This window comes from Pseudomonas paraeruginosa (genome assembly GCF_003025345.2).
GTDB classification, from domain to species: Bacteria; Pseudomonadota; Gammaproteobacteria; order Pseudomonadales; family Pseudomonadaceae; genus Pseudomonas; species Pseudomonas paraeruginosa.
This window is the reverse complement of the sequence record NZ_CP020560.1, coordinates 2608948-2623018: the sequence shown is the minus strand read 5'-3', so window position 1 is coordinate 2623018 and position 14071 is coordinate 2608948. Positions and strand designations below refer to the sequence as shown.

14 protein-coding genes and 2 pseudogenes are annotated in these 14071 nt (G+C 69.0%); 6 read left to right on the top strand and 10 right to left on the bottom strand.

Annotated elements, in window-relative coordinates; all coding sequences use genetic code 11:
- Nucleotides 1-4 precede the first annotated feature (4 nt).
- Together B7D75_RS30010 and B7D75_RS12700 are read right to left on the bottom strand one after the other, a co-directional pair.
- Nucleotides 5-144: pseudogene (locus B7D75_RS30010) on the bottom strand (DinB family protein); the annotation flags it as partial.
- 16 nt (nucleotides 145-160) lie between these two features.
- Nucleotides 161-1039, bottom strand: a complete 879-nt coding sequence (locus B7D75_RS12700; protein ID WP_043099099.1) for a LysR substrate-binding domain-containing protein — start codon at nucleotides 1037-1039, stop codon at nucleotides 161-163.
- Nucleotides 1040-1166: 127 nt separating this feature from the next.
- On the opposite strand from B7D75_RS12700, the gene B7D75_RS12695 reads away from it, so the two are divergent.
- The 3 genes from B7D75_RS12695 to B7D75_RS12685 are packed head-to-tail and all read left to right on the top strand — an operon-like array spanning nucleotide 1167 to nucleotide 3495.
- Nucleotides 1167-1799 (top strand): ankyrin repeat domain-containing protein, encoded by a 633-nt coding sequence (locus B7D75_RS12695; RefSeq protein WP_012075565.1) that lies wholly within the window; start codon nucleotides 1167-1169, stop codon nucleotides 1797-1799.
- 17 nt (nucleotides 1800-1816) lie between these two features.
- On the top strand, nucleotides 1817-2272 hold the full coding sequence (locus B7D75_RS12690; RefSeq protein WP_034080415.1) for a nucleoside deaminase: 456 nt from the start codon (nucleotides 1817-1819) through the stop codon (nucleotides 2270-2272).
- The gene (locus B7D75_RS12685; RefSeq protein ID WP_043099102.1) at nucleotides 2269-3495 is read left to right on the top strand and encodes a CynX/NimT family MFS transporter; all 1227 of its coding nucleotides are present in this window, start codon (nucleotides 2269-2271) and stop codon (nucleotides 3493-3495) included. Before B7D75_RS12690 ends, B7D75_RS12685 begins: the two co-directional genes overlap by 4 nt.
- A 43-nt stretch (nucleotides 3496-3538) precedes the next feature.
- Here the strand turns inward: B7D75_RS12685 and B7D75_RS12680 are convergent, their stop codons facing one another.
- On the bottom strand, nucleotides 3539-3706 hold the full coding sequence (locus B7D75_RS12680; protein ID WP_003089849.1) for a hypothetical protein: 168 nt from the start codon (nucleotides 3704-3706) through the stop codon (nucleotides 3539-3541).
- A gap of 125 nt (nucleotides 3707-3831) precedes the next feature.
- Nucleotides 3832-5154: a leucine-rich repeat-containing protein kinase family protein gene (locus B7D75_RS12675; protein WP_107114065.1), complete on the bottom strand. Its 1323-nt coding sequence runs from the start codon at nucleotides 5152-5154 to the stop codon at nucleotides 3832-3834.
- A 116-nt stretch (nucleotides 5155-5270) separates the two neighbouring features.
- Between B7D75_RS12675 and B7D75_RS12670 the strand changes: the two genes are divergently transcribed.
- Nucleotides 5271-6524: an SMI1/KNR4 family protein gene (locus B7D75_RS12670; RefSeq protein ID WP_034080417.1), complete on the top strand. Its 1254-nt coding sequence runs from the start codon at nucleotides 5271-5273 to the stop codon at nucleotides 6522-6524.
- A 1-nt stretch (nucleotide 6525) separates the two neighbouring features.
- On the opposite strand, the gene B7D75_RS12665 is transcribed toward B7D75_RS12670, so the two are convergent.
- Together B7D75_RS12665 and B7D75_RS12660 are read right to left on the bottom strand one after the other, a co-directional pair.
- Nucleotides 6526-7143 (bottom strand): immunity protein Imm33 domain-containing protein, encoded by a 618-nt coding sequence (locus tag B7D75_RS12665; protein WP_034080418.1) that lies wholly within the window; start codon nucleotides 7141-7143, stop codon nucleotides 6526-6528.
- A 246-nt stretch (nucleotides 7144-7389) separates the two neighbouring features.
- Nucleotides 7390-8733: an OprD family porin gene (locus B7D75_RS12660; protein ID WP_107114064.1), complete on the bottom strand. Its 1344-nt coding sequence runs from the start codon at nucleotides 8731-8733 to the stop codon at nucleotides 7390-7392.
- Between the two features lie 360 nt (nucleotides 8734-9093).
- Between B7D75_RS12660 and B7D75_RS12655 the strand changes: the two genes are divergently transcribed.
- Nucleotides 9094-9312 carry a hypothetical protein gene (locus B7D75_RS12655; protein ID WP_003157156.1) on the top strand — a complete coding sequence of 73 codons (219 nt, stop codon included), beginning with the start codon at nucleotides 9094-9096 and terminating at the stop codon, nucleotides 9310-9312.
- 156 nt (nucleotides 9313-9468) lie between these two features.
- Here the strand turns inward: B7D75_RS12655 and catA are convergent, their stop codons facing one another.
- The 3 genes from catA to B7D75_RS12640 are packed head-to-tail and all read right to left on the bottom strand — an operon-like array spanning nucleotide 9469 to nucleotide 11889.
- Nucleotides 9469-10401: a catechol 1,2-dioxygenase gene (gene catA, locus B7D75_RS12650; RefSeq protein ID WP_012075558.1), complete on the bottom strand. Its 933-nt coding sequence runs from the start codon at nucleotides 10399-10401 to the stop codon at nucleotides 9469-9471.
- A gap of 44 nt (nucleotides 10402-10445) precedes the next feature.
- The gene (gene catC, locus B7D75_RS12645; protein ID WP_003157155.1) at nucleotides 10446-10736 is read right to left on the bottom strand and encodes a muconolactone Delta-isomerase; all 291 of its coding nucleotides are present in this window, start codon (nucleotides 10734-10736) and stop codon (nucleotides 10446-10448) included.
- A 31-nt stretch (nucleotides 10737-10767) separates the two neighbouring features.
- Nucleotides 10768-11889 (bottom strand): muconate cycloisomerase family protein, encoded by a 1122-nt coding sequence (locus B7D75_RS12640; RefSeq protein WP_053813840.1) that lies wholly within the window; start codon nucleotides 11887-11889, stop codon nucleotides 10768-10770.
- Nucleotides 11890-12047: 158 nt separating this feature from the next.
- Here B7D75_RS12640 and B7D75_RS12635 point away from each other — a divergent pair, with 158 nt between their 5' ends.
- Entirely contained in the window at nucleotides 12048-12920 is an 873-nt protein-coding gene (locus B7D75_RS12635) for a LysR family transcriptional regulator (protein WP_107114063.1), read from the top strand.
- An 8-nt stretch (nucleotides 12921-12928) separates the two neighbouring features.
- Here B7D75_RS12635 and B7D75_RS12630 read toward each other — a convergent pair.
- Nucleotides 12929-13929: pseudogene (locus B7D75_RS12630) on the bottom strand (AraC family transcriptional regulator).
- Nucleotides 13930-14071: the final 142 nt, after the last annotated feature.

The following is a 14071-nucleotide window of genomic DNA, read 5'->3' as shown; positions in this document are numbered from 1 at the left end:
CAGGCTATTCCCGCCGCTCCGGCTGCACCGTGTGGAAGTACCGGATGTAGGTATCCGCCGGCCGGGACGCTCCCGCCAGGTCGGCGGCATGTCCGATGCGCCGCGATGGTAGGTGCCATGGTTGACGGTATGGAAGAGGACCCTAGCCCGGGAAAAAGCTTCAGCGCGCCTCCCGCAAGCCTTCCAGGCGCGCGGCGCAGAGTTCGTGCAGGCGGTCACGAAGAATGCGCCCGGCGCTGTCCAGTTCGGGGCGCGCGTAGAGCGCCAGCTCCAGCCCGCCGATGGGCGGGAAGCCGGCCTCCGCGCCGAGCAGGCGATGTTCCGGCCCGACACAGCCCAGCGGTAGCAGGCTGACCCCCAGGCCGGCGCCAACCGCCGCCACCAGGCTCGCCAGGCTGGCGCTGGAATAGCTGATCCGCCAGCGCCGGCCGAGGCTTTCCAGGGCGTGGATCATCTCCTGCCGGTACAAGGCGCCGACCGGGAACACCACCAGCGGCAACGGCTCGTCCAGGGAGCGCTCGCGCCACGGCCGCGCGGCGCTCTCGATCCAGCCCAGCGGCTCGGCCCAGCGCGCGTGGCAATCGCTGTCGGCGCCCCATTGCTTGACCAGCAGCAGGTCCAGTTCGCCGCCGCGATACAGGCGCAACAGATGGTGGCTGAGCCCGCTCTCGACTTCCAGGCGCAGCCGCGGGCGCTCTTCGGTGAAACGCGTCAGCACCGGCATCAGCACCTCGCCGGCGAGGTCCTCGGGTACGCCGAGGCGCAGCACGCCGTCGCCATGGGCCGGACTCAGCGCCTCGCTGGCCTCCTCCGAGAGGCGCAACAGGCGCCGCGCATAGCCGAGCAGGCGCTCGCCCTCCTCGGTCGGCAGCACCTGGCGCTGGCTGCGGTCGAGCAGGCGGCAGCCGAGCGCCTGTTCGAGGCGGATGACCTGCTGGCTGACGGTGGACTGGGTCAGGTGCAGGTGTTCGCCGGCACGGGTGAAGTTGCCGGTATCCACCACGCTGACGAAGGTACGGAGCAGGACCAGGTCAAGCATGCATACTCCCACTGAAAGGCATTACATCATTTAATTTCAGCATACATATCATCCTCTTCATACTGTCCGCCATCACCCCTCGGAGCTTAGCGAGATGTCACTGGCCAACCTGTGGAGGAGCGCACTCATGCTGGTTTGCGCAGCATTCAACGCAAGCGCCGGCGCCAGCGACGCCGGCGAACTGCTCGAAGCCGCGCGCCGCGGCGACAGCGCGCGGGTCGCCAGCCTGCTCGAGCGGCGGGTCGAGGTCGACGTCCGCAGCGCGGACGGCAGCACCCCGCTGCTGCTGGCCACCGCCAACGACCACCTGGCGGTGGCGCGCCAGCTGATCGAAGCCGGCGCCGACGTCAACCTGCAGAATCGCCAGCTCGACAGCCCCTACCTGCTGGCCGGCGCCCAGGGCCGCCTGGAGATCCTGCGCCTGACCCTGCTCCACGGCGCCGACCTGAAAAGCACCAACCGCTATGGCGGCACCGCCCTGATCCCGGCCTGCGAGCGCGGCCACGTGGAGGTGGTGAAAACCCTGCTGCAGGCCGGCGTCGATCCCAACCATGTCAACAAGCTCGGCTGGACCGGCCTGCTCGAGGCGATCCTGCTCAGCGACGGCGGGCCACGGCACCAGGAAATCGTGCGGCTGCTGCTGGACGGCGGCGCCGATGTCAACCTGGCCGACGCCGACGGCGTCACCCCCCTGGCCCACGCCCGCCAGCGCGGCCAGCACGAGATCGAGCGGCTGCTGCTGGCCGCCGGTGCCCAATGAAAGCGAAGGAGACAAGCATGTCCGCGGAAACCTTCATGCGCGAGGCCATTGCCCTGGCCCGCGCCAACGTCGAGGCTGGCGGCCGCCCGTTCGGCGCCGTGCTGGTACGCGACGGCCAGGTCCTGGCGCGGGGCGTCAACCAGATCCACGAATCCCACGATCCCAGCGCCCACGCCGAACTGCAGGCGATCCGCCAGGCCAGCCGGCTGCTCGGCAGCCCGCGCCTGGATGGCTGCGAGATCTACGCCAGCGGTCACCCGTGCCCGATGTGCCTGGCCGCCATGCACCTGTGTGGCATCCGCGCGGCCTGGTTCGCCTATTCCAACGAGGACGGCGAGCCCTACGGGCTGTCCACCGCGGCGCTCTACGCCGAGATGGCGCGTCCGCCGCAACAGCAGGGCCTGCCACTGCGCGCCCTGCGCCCGGCCGGCGAGGACGGCCTCTATCGGCAATGGCGGCAGCGCCAGGCATGAGCTCGAGAACCCCATCCGACGGCCAGGCCGCCAGCAGCGCCGGCGTGGCGCAGGCCAGCTGGGTCGGTCTGCTGGTGATCTTCTGTCTCGGCATCAACCTGCGGCCGATCCTCACCGGCATCGGCCCGCTGCTCTCGGAAATCACCGTCGCCACCGGCCTGGGCTTCCAGGGCGCGTCGCTGCTGACGGTCCTGCCGGTGCTCTGCATGGGCCTGGTGGCGTTGCTGCTGCCCTGGCTCGGACGCTGGCTGGCCGAACACCGCGGCATCGTCTGCGGGCTGCTGGCCATCGCCGCGGCCTGTCTCTGGCGCCTGGAGCTGCAGGGCGGCCTGGCGCTGATCGCCAGCGCCGCGCTGGCCGGCAGCGGCGTGGCGATCATCCAGGCGCTGGTGCCGGGGGTGATCAAGCGCTGGTTCCCGCAGCGGGTGCCTGCGGCGATGGGACTCTACTCGGCCTCGCTGATGGCCGGCGGCGGCACCGCCGCGGTGCTCAGCCCTCGCATCGCCGAACATTTCTCCAGTTGGCAGGCCGGCCTCGGTGCCTGGGCCCTGCCGGCCCTCCTGGCACTGCTGCTGTGGACCTTCGCCCGGCCCCGGGAGACACTGCCGGACAGCGCCGGCGGGCCGGCCCGGCACTTCTTCGGCAACCGTCGCGGCTGGCTGCTGGCGCTGTACTTCGGCCTGATCAACGGCGGCTATACGAGCATGGTGGCCTGGTTGCCGGTGTACTACCGCCAGCTCGGCTGGAGTGCCCAGGACAGCGGCGGCCTGGTCGGCATCATGACCATCTTCCAGGTATTCGCGGCACTCAGCGTGCCACTGCTGATCCGTGGCCGCCCGGACCGCCGCCCCTGGCTCCTGGCGGCACTGCTGGTCCAGCTCGGCGGGTTCTGCGGCCTGCTGCTGATGCCGCTGCAGCACGCTCCGCTGTGGGTGGCGCTGATCGGCTACGGGCTCGGCGCCTGCTTCGCCCTCAGCCTGACCCTGACCCTCGACCACCTCCACGAGCCGCGCGCGGCGGGAAGCCTGGCGGCCTTCGTGCAGGGCATCGGCTTCATCATCACCGGCATCGTGCCCTACCTCACCGGCTGGCTGCGCGACGCCACCGGCAGCTTCCAGGCCTCCTGGCTGCTGCTGGCGGTGAGCGTGGTGGCGATGTTGCTGGTGACCCTGCGCTTCGCCCCGTCCGGCTATGCCCGGGCCATGGGCGAGACGCGAGACTGAGCGGCGGACCTCCGCGCCCGTCATTGCGGGCGCGGGTGGCGCTTCAGTAATGGGTGGCGATATAGATGCGGTAGCTGATGATGGCCAGCATGCAGATCACGCCGACCCACATGAGGAACAGGCCGAACGGCGTGTCGCGCTTGGTGAAGCCCGTGCCGATGAAGAGCATGCCCAGCACGATGATTGCGAAAGTGACGCCGTAAGAATCCATGTTTGCCCTCGTTGGCTGCGTTCCTGACATACCCGTCAGTCTAGCCTCAAGCCCGCTAGAACTCCGTTGATATTTGTCAGCCTGCGGTCAAGCTCGGGAAAATCCTTCGAATTCGAGGAAACTTCCTATATCCGCCTGGCCAGCGCCCTGAGGAGCGCATCGATCTCGGCGAAGTCCGGACGCTCGGCCACCCGCGACGCCACGCAACGCCGCTGCAAATAGAGCAGCGCCGCGCCTGACGTCGTCGCGTGCGGCGCCGGCTCGCAGCGCTCCAGCAGTTCCTCCAGCAGGCAGCCGAACGCGCGCACCTCCAGACGCCGCAAGGCGCCGGCGAACGCGGCATCCTCGCGCGGCAGGAAAGAGGCGGCGCCGAAGTCGCCGAGCAGGCAAGCGCCGTTCTCGCGGCAGAGGATGTTGTGCGCATAGAGATCGCCATGGCCGATGCCACGCCCATGCAGGTGCGTCATCACCGCGGCGATCGAGCCCGCCAGGCGCAGGACCGTCGCCAGGTCGAAACGACGCTCCGGCGGGTATACGTCGCGGGTGCAGGACGCCAGGCTCGGCGGCCCCGCCAGGTTGCGGTAGCCGTCGCCGAGCAATTCCAGCACCAATCCCTCGCGCCGCTGCGGGTGGCCGGCGATCCGCCCGAGCACCTCGATCAGTTGCGGATGGCGCCCCGCCGCCAGGCAGGCGGCCATTTCGCTGGCCGGCGTACCGTCGCTGGTCACCCCGCCCTTGAACAGTTTCAGTGCCACCGCCCGCCTGGAGCCGTCGGCCTGCCACCAGTCGCCGCGATGAATCGCGCCGGAAGCGCCTTCGCCAATCAGCTCGCCCGGCGTCAGTTGGCTCCAGTCCAGCGCGGCGATGTCGCCATCGGCCAGCGCCGGCAAGCGGCACAGCGGATTGCCGGCATAGGCCAGCCAGGTCAGGCGCGGCAGTCCGGCCAGCCAGGCCGGTAGGCGCTGGAAGCGATTGGCGGCGATCCGCAGCAACTCCAGGCGCTCGCAACCGGCCATGCTCTCGGGCAGCGCCTGCAGCCGGTTGCCGGCCAGCATCAGCTTCTGCAGCGGCCGTTGGCCAAGTTCCTCGGGCAGCGCGGCGATGCGATTGTCGGTGAGGATCAGCCAGCGCAGCGCCGCTGGCAGCGCGGCGGCGGGCACCCGCTCGATGCGGTTGGACTTGAAGCCGACCATGTCCAGCGCCGGGCACTCGCCTACCACCGCCGGCAATTCATCGAAGTCGTTGGCGGAACAGAACAGCACCTTCAGCCGGCGCAGCCGGCCGAGATCGTCCGGCAGCCGGCTGAGCGCGTTGCCGCTGAGATTGAGCACCTCCAGTGTATCGGCGAGGTCGAAGATCTCCCGCGGGAACTCGCGAAGACCGCAGGACAGGTCCAGGCGGGTGGCGCCGGCCAGTTCGCCGCTGCGCAGCTGTTGCAAGGTGTGCATGGATCGACGGACTCCGGCGAGGACGGATGGAGAGCCGCGCATGATAGCCAAGGCATTGCGGAACGCGCACCTTCGCCGTGCTAGAGTGGCCGCCCCGAATCGACAGGACCCAGAGAATGGAACTCTCCCCCGCCGAACGCCAACTCCTGCAGGCCCATCGCCTGGCCGTGTTCGACGGCTGCGTGGTGTACGACGCCCAGCCGCCGGTTTCCAGCGATGCTCTCCAGCGCCTCGCCGAGGGCCTGGCCGGGCCGCTTCCCGAGGAGCTGCTGCGACTCTGGCGCACCTGTTTCGGCGGGCGCCTCGGCTATGACCTGGAAGTCGACTACGACGGCCACCGCCACCCGTTTTCCTTCAACGAGCTGTTCTACCCGGACAGCGACGGCTACCACGATCTCTGGGGCTGGATCGAACACGAACGCGAACTGGCCGCGCAAGCCGCCGAGGACGAAGGTCGCGCCTGGGATGGCAGGCTGGCCTACCTGCCGTTCGGCGGCTTCGAGTACCTGGAGCGGCTCTACGTCTGCGTCGAGCCCGGTCCCGAGTACGGCGCGGTGATCGCCTGGAGCCACGGCCTGCCGCCAGCCTGGGCCGGGCGCCTGCACCAGGACTCGGCGACACGCCTGGCCGACGACGTCGGCGGGCTGTTCCGCCTGCTGTCCTTCGAACAGGATCCGTTCGACGCCGAGAACGCCTGCGGCGTGGCCGACGAGCTGCTGGAAGCGCTGGACGCCCTGGAGTCCGCCGGGGAGACCGGCAAGGCGCTCAAGGGCCGCCTGGAAGTCCTGCTGCGCCAGCGCATCCTCGACTGGCGGCCGGCCCTTGCCGACGGCCGCCTGGCCGCCGAGCCGCGGCTGCGCCAGCTGGCCCTGGCCGAAGCCGCGCAAGCCGGCGACATCGACCTGCTGCAACGCCTGCGCGGGGCCGGCTGCGATTTCGCCGAAACCCTGCGCGGACGTGGCGGTGTGCTCGAAGCATGCCTTGCGCGCGGTCGCCTGGAGGCTGCCGGATGGCTGCTCGACCAGGGTGTCGCGGTGCACGAGGACAGTCTGCGGATCGGCGCCGCGCATCTCGACGCGGCCCTGGCCGAACGCCTGCTGCGGCTTGGCGCGAGCAGCGACCCGAACACCGTGCTCCTGGCCTTGCAGTATGGCGACGAGGACGCCGCGCGAAGCATGGCGCGCCCGCTGCTGGAAGAGTCGCCGGCGCGGGCCAGCGCCCTGCGCCTGGCGCTGGGCAGCCGCGCCGAACGCGAACGCAGCGATGCGAAGCGGGTCAGGTCGGGGAAGATGGGCAGCAACCGCACTCCGGAAGACTACCTGGCCCTGGCCGAACGCCTGGAGCGCTTCCTCGCCGGACTGGCAGGCTGACTCAGCCCTCCGGCCCCTGTACCTCGATGAAGGAACCGTCGGCCAGGCGCTCGAAGGCCCGGCCCGGTGGCGCGTCGAGCAGCGGCAGGATGCTGTCGTCGGCGTTCAGCACCGAGCCGAGGCTGACGTAGGCTGTGGTGCCGGCGGTGTTCATGTAGTCGTCCGACTCGTCGCCGGCCATCAGCCGCCAGCCGCTGTCGTTCTCCTCCTCCGGCGCCTCGCGGTAGAGATAGCCGACCGCCTTCCCCTCGTCGATCACCCGGCGCGTTACGAAGCAGCGCCGGGCATAGCGCGAGATCGGCGTTTCCCGTGGGTCGTGCTCGGTATTGATGATGTGCCGCGCCTCGAAGACGATACGCTCGCCCAGCGACAGGTCGCGGATGTACTGCGGATAGTTGTCCAGGCGGCCGCTGAAGGCGCCGTCCGCCTCGATGCCTTCCACCGTCACCCAGAGCCGCTCGGCGCGCGGCGCGTCCGGGTTGTCGGTATCAAAGGCGAAGATCAGCTTGACGCTTTCCCCGGCCGCGACCCGGTCGATGGTCTCGGCGTCCGGTTTGTAGAAGGTGTAGGGATGGCGGAGCGCGATTACGCTGGCGTCCACCAAGGTCCACGAGGCCATGTCTGCTCCCGCTTGGCTGGCTACGCGGCGCCCGTAGCCTGGGCTGCCTCGGGCACGCCGGTGCCCGGGCGGCATGGGTGTGATGGCGTCGCCGAGGTTCGCATGGCAGCGCCGGCCGGCAGGTCGAGGCCAGGCCAGGGGCCGTCCTTCGGCCTGCCTACCCAGAGGAAGGTAGCAGCGCAGCCGCGCAGCCGCCAGCAACGGGCTGTCGCGGCACGCCGCCCCGGGCGGGGCGGCGCCGGGCCCTCAGAGGACCTGCAGCGGGTACTCGACGATCAGGCGGACTTCGTCGAGGTCCGACTCGAAGCTGTCGGAGCGCACCGTGGCCTGGCGCACGCGGAACGACAGGTCCCTGGCCGCGCCGCTCTGCACCACGTACTTCACTTCGACGTTGCGTTCCCAGCGGCCCTGGTTGGTCAACGGGTTGCCGTTCTCGTCGCGCCGCATGTACACGCTGTTGGCTCCCGAGTAGTCGGCGTCCCAGCCCTTGCCGTAGCGGGTCATGAAGCTCAGCCCCGGCACGCCGAAAGCCGCCATGTCGAGGTCGTAGCGGAGCATCAGGGAGCGCTCCTTCGGCGAGTTGAAGTCGCTGTACTGGATCGAGTTGTCGAGGTAGATCGAGTCGGTCTGGCGCAGGTAGTCGAAATCGTTGTCGCCGTTGTTGCGCTGGTAGGACAGCAGCACCTGGTGCGGGCCGTAGGAGAAACCTCCGCGCACGCTCCAGATGTTGTTGTTCAGCTCGCCCATCACCTGCTTGCCCTCGTCCTTGACCTTGTAGTAATTGGCGCCGCCGAGCAACGACAGGTTCTCGTCCAGCGGATAGCTGAAGCTGGTGCCGACGAAGTACTGGTCCCAGGCATCCTTCTGCCGGCTGCTGTAGAGGCTGAGATTCCAGTGCTCGGTGGCCTGGTAGTCACCGCCGGCATAGGCCACCCAGGGCGAGTCGATGCGTCCGCCATAGAAGCCGTAGAAGTCGTCGCGGGCACTGGTGCTGTTGGGCTGGGTCATCGAGTCGAGCTTGCCGGCCTGCAGGGTCAGCCCGTCCACCAGACTGTCGTTGACCAGGGTGAAGCCGCGGAAGCTGGAGGGGAACAGCCGGCTGTTGCCGAACTGCACCACCGGGGTCTCCGGGAACACGTCGCCGACCCGCAGCACGGTGCCGTACCAGCGCAGCTTGACCGCGCCGCCGGCCCGCGAATAGTCTTCCTGGGCGCGCCCCTGGCTGTCGTAGGGCAGCAGGTCGATGCTGCCGCCGGCGCCGGAGCGCCCGCCGCCGCTGTCCAGACGCACGCCGAGCTGGGCGAAGGCATCGATGCCGACACCGACGGTGCCCCGGGTGAAACCCGAGGAGAAATTGGCCATGAAGCCCTGTGCCCATTCCTCGCTGTAGCCGCCACCGACCGGGCTCGACTGGCCCTTGCGGAAATCACGGTTGAAATAGTAGTTGCGCAGCAGCAGGTTCAGCTCGCTGCCCTCGATGAAGCCTTCCTTGCTGCGTTCGGCGCTCTCCTCGGCGACGGCCGAGGTCATCAGTCCGGCCCCCAGCAACAGCGGAAGCGTCCACAGTCGTTTCTTTCCATCCCCTTGCATGGCGATTGCTCCAGATCGGTTCATGTCTGTTTTTCTTCTGCGGCCATGCCCTGCGGCGCTGGCTGTGCGTGAACTTCTGGTCGATCGCGCCCCCGCGCAGTCCTGCCGCTTCCGGCATTGACCGTGGGGTGATTCTGGAACCGGGTAAATGACGCGGACATGAGGGAGGGATTACTTTTCCGCAATCTTAACTGGCGCTTAATCCGCTTCGGCCAGACTGTTCCGCCAGGCATCGGAGCGTCGCCGAAGTTATCGGAAACGTAATCTCCCCCTCACCCTTGGGTAATCCGTCCGCTCTTACTCTTGGCTCCATCGGGACGAATACCTCGTTCCGCAGCGAGCCAACCCGAGAGGTTTGCCATGAAGATCATGCCGATGGCCCTTGCCGCCCTGCTGGCGCTCGGTGCCGCCACTGCCCAGGCCCAGGACGGCAGCGAACGCTCCTGGCAGTACAACGCCGAATTCCGTGCCGCGCAGAAGGAACTGCGCGAGAAGCGCCTGCAGAAGCAGCAACTGGAGGCCCAGGCGCAGAAAGCCGACCGCAGCAAGTGCGGGGAGCGCAAGGACGGCAACGGCTGAGCCGCATCGTTACCGAGCAATACACTTGTCCTTTTTGGGTTGCTCCTTTGGACAAGTCCTGAGGCGCCAGTCATGGCGCCTTTTTTTTCGCCTTCGCGCGTAGCGGAAGCTGGCGGAATGGCCGCCAGCGACCAGCCGCCCTCCCCGGTCTCGGTCCTACTGTTGCAAGGCCCGTGGCCGCTGGCTGCGGCGCTCGGCGGCGGGTGCCGGGCTGGCCTGGAGCTGGAAGTCGAAATCGAGCTCGGCGAAACGCCCGCCCTCCACGCCACGGTCACGAGCGGCGGCGGGGTCGTCGTTGAAACGCAGGTCGCCGATCAGGCCATCGCGGGTGGCATAGGCGAAGTCGTCCCACAGGTACTGGTCGCCCGCCAGGTTGATCTGGGTGGTCAGGTGCCGATGCCCCGCCGCCGAGATGAAGAAGTGGATGTGCGCCGGACGCTGGCCGTGGCGACCGAGACGGTCAAGCAGCTCCTGGGTCGGGCCATCGGCCGGGCAGCCGTAGCCGGACGGCACGATGCTGCGCGCGCGGTAGCGGCCGTCGGCGTCGGTGCGGATGCGCCGGCGCAGGTTGTACTCGGACTGGCTGCTGTCGAAGTAGGAATAGGTGCCCTGGGTGTTGGCATGCCAGACATCGACGATGGCCCCGGCCAGTGGCCGGCCGTCGGGACCGCTGACGCGGCCCTGGAGGAACATCACGGTGCCGGGGTCGCGGCCGTCGTCCATCCGCGCCTCGCCATCGCTCAGCGGCGCCCCGGCGACGTACAGCGGGCCCTCGATGGTGCGCGGGGTACCGCCGGTGAGGCCGGCCTCGGCGTCCTGGGCATCGAGCAGCAGGTCCAGGTAGTGCTCCAGGCCCAGCCCGGCGGCCAGCAGGCCGGCCTCCTGGCGGCCGCCCAGGCGGTTCAGGTAGTCCACCGCTTTCCAGAATTCGTCGGGCGTGACCTGCATCTCTTCGATCAGCTTCGCCGTGTCATCGAGGATGCGTCGCACCAGGGCCTTGGTGCGCGGGTCGCCGCGTTCGTTGAGCTGGCCGCTGGCCTCTTCGAAGAAGCGCTGGACCTCGGCAGTCTGGGAAATATTCACGGTCATGGCGGTTGCCTCTGTTTGTTGTTGTCGGGCGTGGGAAGTGAATCTCAGCGGTCGTCGGCATGGATCGACGAGGGATGTCGGCAGAGCCCGTCGATCTCGATATCCATGTAGGGGAACAGCGGCAGCCGGCTCAGGGTGTCGTGCAGCGCCTCGACGCCGGGCAGGTCGAACACGCTGTAGTTGGCGTAGTGCCCGGCGATCCGCCAGAGGTGCCGCCAACTGCCCTCGCGCTGCAGGCGCTGGGCCATTTCCCTCTCGTCGGCCTTGAGCCGCTCGGCGCGCTGCGGGTCCATGTCGGCGGGCAGCTTCACGGTCATCTTCACGTGGAACAGCATCGTGCGTTTCTCCTCTGTCTGCGGAACGGTTTCAGCGCCGGCGGAAGCGCGCCAGGCGCTCCTCGTCGAGCGCCAGGCCGAGGCCCGGCGCGCGCGGCACGTGCAAGTGGAAATCCTGGTAGCGCGGCGCCTCGGCGAGGATGTCCTCGGTCAGCAGCAACGGGCCGAACAGCTCGCTGTGCCAGGCCAGCCGATCGAGGGTGACGAAGGCGTGGGCGGCGGCCAGGGTGCCGATGCCGCCCTCGAGCATGGTCCCGCCGTACAGGCCGACCCCGGCCGCCTCGGCGATCGCCGCGCAACGCAGCACGGCGCGCGGACCGCCGTTCTTGGCGATCTTCAGGGCGAACACCGGGGCGGCGCCCTCGCGAGCCAGGTGGAAGGCATCCTCGACGCTCTCGATGGCCTCGTCGGCCATGATCGGCGCGCCGCCGAGGCGGCTCAGGCGCGCCAGGCCGACGCGGTTGTGGCGGGCGATGGGCTGCTCGATCAGGGCGATACCGTTGTCGCCGAGCACCGCGCAGGCGCGCTGGGCGACGCCTTCGTCCCAGGCCTGGTTGACGTCGACGCGCACGCTGGCGCGCTCGCCGAGGGCGCGCTTGATGGCGATCGCATGGGTCAGGTCGGCGTCCACCTCGCCGACGCCGATCTTCAGCTTGAAGTGCCGGTGGCGGCGCAGGTCGAGCATCCGCTCGGCCTCCTCGATGTCGCGGCCGGTGTCGCCGCTGGCCAGGGTCCAGGCTACTTCCAGGCTGTCGTGCAGGCGCCCGCCGAGCAGCTCGCTGACCGGCAGGCCGAGGCGCTTGCCATGGGCGTCGAGCAGTGCGGTTTCCACCGCCGAGCGGGCGAAGGTGTTGCCCCTGATGTGCCGGTCCAGGCGCTGCATCGCGGCGTTGACGTTGTCCGCCGGCTGGCCCAGCAGCAACGGGGCGAAATGCGCGTCGAGGTTGCTCTTGATGCTCTCCGGGCTTTCGTTGCCGTAGGCCAGGCCGCCTATGGTGGTGGCCTCGCCGAGGCCCTCGATGCCGTCGCTGCAGCGCAGGCGGAGGATCACCAGGGTCTGCCGGTTCATGGTGTGCATGGCCAGCTTGTGCGGGCGGATGGTCGGCAGGTCGACGATGATCGACTCGAGGCTCTGGATGACGGCTTGGCTCATTCGGGGTCCACCTGGGTTGCGGTCGGGTTCTCGGCGGCTCGTGGTACAGGTCCCGTTCGATACCGAACGGGTTTCGCCGCAGTCTCAACCAAGCATCCATCGTCTTCTTCGCCAGGGTCCAATATCATGTTCCTCTCGAACCATACCCTGGAGGTATCATGGAGCTTCGTCACCTGCGCTACTTCCAGGCGCTCGCCCGGACCCTCAACTTCACCCGCGCCGCCGAGCAGCTGCACATCGCCCAGCCACCGCTGAGCCGGCAGATCCGGCAGCTCGAGGAAACGCTCGGGGTGGCCCTGCTGGAACGCGGCCGGCCGTTGCGCCTGACCGAGGCCGGGCGCTTCTTCCACGAGCAGAGCGCGACCCTGCTGGAGCAGCTGGAAAGCCTCTGCGACAGCACGCGGCGGATCGGCGAGGGCCAGCGCCAGTGGTTCGGCATCGGCTTCGTGCCCTCGGCGCTGTACGGCGTGCTGCCGGAGCTGATCCGCCACCTGCGCGGCGACCCGGAGCTGGAGCTGGGCCTGCTGGAGATGACCACCCTGCAGCAGGTCGAGGCGCTGAAGAGCGGACGCATCGACATCGGCTTCGGGCGTATCCGCATCGACGACCCGGCGATCCACCAGAGCGTGCTCAGCGAAGAGCCGCTGGTCGCCGCCCTGCCCGCCGGCCACCCGTTGCTCGGCCAGCCGCTGAGCCTGGAGCGCCTGTCGCGCGAGCCGTTCGTGCTCTACCCCGGCCAGCCGCGGCCGAGCTACGCCGACCACGTGCTGGCACTGTTCGCCACCCACGGCCTGAGCCTGCGCGTGACGCAATGGGCCAACGAGATGCAGACCGCCATCGGCCTGGTCGCCGCCGGCCTCGGCGCGACCCTGGTACCGGCCTCGGTGCAGTTGCAGCACCGCGACGACGTCGCCTACCAGGCCCTGGCCGACGCCTCCCTGACCTCGCCGATCATCGTCAGCCGGCGCCAGAGCGACGGCTCGCCGCACCTGCGGCGCTGCCTGGCGCTGATCGGCCGCGACGACGCCTGAGCGCCCCCTCAGGAGCGCCGCGCGGCGCGCTGCTGGGTCATGCTCGGGTTTCCTCGAAACGCTTGCGGTAGTCCACCGAGAATCGTCCGAGATGGCTGAAACCCCAGCCCAGGGCGATCGTCGAGATACTGCGGGCGCCGCCGCTGGCGAGGATCTCCTCTCTCGCCGCGGCGAGCCGGTAGTGCTTGAGGTAGCTCATCGGCGACACCCCGAAGTAGCGGCGGAAGCCCTCGAACAGCTTGAACCGCGAGACCCCGGCGGCACGCTCCACGTCCTCCAGACTCAAGGGCTCGCGGGCGTTGGCCTGGAGAAAGTCGCGGGCGCGCAGCAGGTAATGTGGCGGGCGGCCACCGAGGCCCTGTTGCAGGGCCTCGCTGTAGTTGTTCGGCTGGGCCAGGATCAGCCCCTTGATCAGCGCGCGCTCCAGGTCGCGGCTGAAGAAGGCCTGGGCGTACAGTTCGCTGCGCGCCATTTCCTCGCTGACATGCCGCACGGTACGCCACCAGGAAGCCGAGGCGCCGTCGAGGGCGTCCATCTCCGGATCGAAGCGCAAGGGCGTATCGATCGGCCGCTGCAACATTTCCTCCAGGACCTTGCGCATCGCCGTGCGGCCGATTACCACCTGCAGCTTGCGGCAGTCCCCGGCGATGCTCAGTTCCTGGCGCTCGTTGGGCGCGATGATCACCCCGCGGCGAACGTCGGAGAGCAGGCGCAGGCCGCCCCGGCTCAGCTCCTGCTCGCCGCTGAGGGGCAGGCTCAGGCTGTAGGCGTTGAACGCCGCGGCATCCTCGACGGTGATGGTCACGTCGGTGCCGTAGGCGATGTAGCCCAGGGTGGTGCACATCGACTTCAGCACGCTGCCGTGGTGCTGGAACTGCACCAGCCCCGGGCTCTGCGCCTCGAGCCGGTGCGGCCCGCAGACCCGCGACATCCAGGAGCGGGCGGCGGCCAGGTCCAGGTGGTCGGCATGGAGATCGCCACGATCGGCGCTGGGATTGGTCGTCCTCATGGTTCGGCACTCGACACGGCAAGGCTGGTGGTGCGCTCTGCTGGCGCTCTGGTTTCAGCAAAATGCAAGGCATGTGCCGGCGCAAGTCCGACACCCGGCATCCTCCACTATCCGGATAGCGTTCGCCGACTTTCCGGACAGA